The following is a 2032-nucleotide window of genomic DNA, read 5'->3' as shown; positions in this document are numbered from 1 at the left end:
TGAGATGATATGGTATGGGAAAGCTCATTCCGGTAGCGATATTCTGATTTTCATCCCGGAATCCGGGATGTTGATGAGCGGAGACTTGTTTTTCCCGGGAGGGAGGCCATCATTGAATCAGTACGAGCCTGAAGATACCGTGCAATGGCTCATTGCCCAAAAATGGCTCAGGAAACGCCTCGACAATATTGAACTGGTGGTCGGCGGACATGGGCAGATTATGAACCGGGAGGATGTAGAATCATTTTTGGAAAGATCAAAACCGCCAACCGTTAATTGATCTTGATATTCCGGTGATTTTTAGCTATTTTGTGAAAAAAATCATAAACCGGAATCATGAAAACCAAAGTTTTCTTTTTTATCATCACCGCCTGGCTTTTTGTGTTAGTGAAAGGTTATTCCCAACCCCAGGTCGACAGCATCCTGGTAAAACGGTTTTACTATACCTGTAAGGTTTGGGGTTATGTGAAATACTTCCATACAGCCATGGCCGATTGCAGCATAAAATGGGACAGTGTTCTGATTCATACTTTACCACAGGTTGAGAGCGCAGGATCCTGGCAGGCATTCAACGACATCCTGCTCAATATGGTCAATGTCCCTGGCGAAATGGCCATTCCAACTACCCCACCCCCACAGATCCCAGACAGCCTCTTTTTCAACCTGCATACACAATGGTTCAATGATACTGCCATCCATGCTCCGGTCAGATCCATCCTGGATACCATAAAAGCCAGGTTCCGGCCACAGGATAACTGCTACGTGCAAACGGGCATGGTGGGCAACCCCGATTTTTCTGCAGATACTGCATATAACCGGCAGGAAACCTATCCTTCGAAAGAACGACGGATGCTGGCATTGTTCAGATATTGGAACAATATTGAATATTTTTTCCCTTACACCGATGTTATGGACCAGGAATGGGATATTACGCTGAATGAAATGATCCCCTGGTTTTATATGGCATCAACGGGCACAGAATATGCTGTGGCAGTACTCAGGCTGGCACACTTTATCAACGATACCCATGGATACACAAACAGCATGCTGGCCTACCAGTATCTTGGAAGCTATTTCCCGAAATTCTTCCCGGAACAGGCTGAAGGCCAAATGGTCGTATCGCGCGTATCCGGCACTGTTACAAACGTTTTTCCGGGAGATATAATCCTGGAAATTAATGGAATACCAATTGAAGAATTCAAAGACAGCCTTCGACCATTGATCGTGGCATCCAATGAGTCCAGGATGCAATACAACCTGAACAATACGGTGGTAAGAGGACAAACCAGCAGCAGTTTCGAGCTTCTGCTCCAGGATGAGAGCGGCACCCGGCTGGAGACTACACCCAGATCATACTCCTACAACGCATATTTCTCGTTGATTGCCAATAACGGACCCATCTGGTATGATACCCTCCTGCCGGGAGGTTGCAATTATGGCTATGTGGACATGGGGAGGCTTGAGCAGTCATCGGTTGGTGATATGTTCCAGGATCTCTGGGAAACCGATGCGATCATCTTCGATATCCGAAGCTATCCAAAGGGAACTTTATGGACAATCGTTAATTACCTGTTTCCTCAGTCGTTCTGTATTGCCAGTTTTACCAAACCAAATGCCGACTACCCGGGTACCATCTCATGGGAGGATGAATATATCGGATATCCTCAAGCGGAACTTTACCAGGGTAGTATCATCGTTCTATTCAATGAAAAAACATTGAGCCAGGCAGAATATACCTGCATGGGACTTGACGCCCACCCCAATTGCATTAAAATAGGAAGCCAGACAGCCGGAGCCGATGGAAATGTAAGTGAAATGTTTTTACCCGGTCAGATTTCAACATTTATGACAGGATTGGGCACTTTTTATCCCGATCATACCCCAACCCAAAGAATTGGAATAGTACCTGATCATGAGGTTAATATAACCATACAAGGCCTTCGTGAACAAAGAGACGAGGTACTGGAATATGCCCTGAACTGCCAACTGGTGGGCACAGAGGAACCATTGAAAACAACAGGATGTTCGGCCC

At 46.0% G+C, this 2032-nt stretch carries 2 protein-coding genes; both read left to right on the top strand.

From position 1 onward, the window contains the following. A partial coding sequence (locus KKA81_14205) for a hypothetical protein (GenBank protein MBU2652078.1) occupies positions 1-280 on the top strand: 280 nt, incomplete at its 5' end. 56 nt (positions 281-336) lie between these two features. Then, the coding region (locus tag KKA81_14200; protein MBU2652077.1) for a hypothetical protein at positions 337-2032 on the top strand (1696 nt) is incomplete at its 3' end.

It is taken from the genome of Bacteroidota bacterium (assembly GCA_018831055.1).
Lineage (GTDB): Bacteria > Bacteroidota > Bacteroidia > Bacteroidales > B18-G4 > M55B132.
The sequence above is the reverse complement of the archived record's forward strand: the minus strand, read 5'-3'. Positions and strand labels throughout refer to the sequence as shown.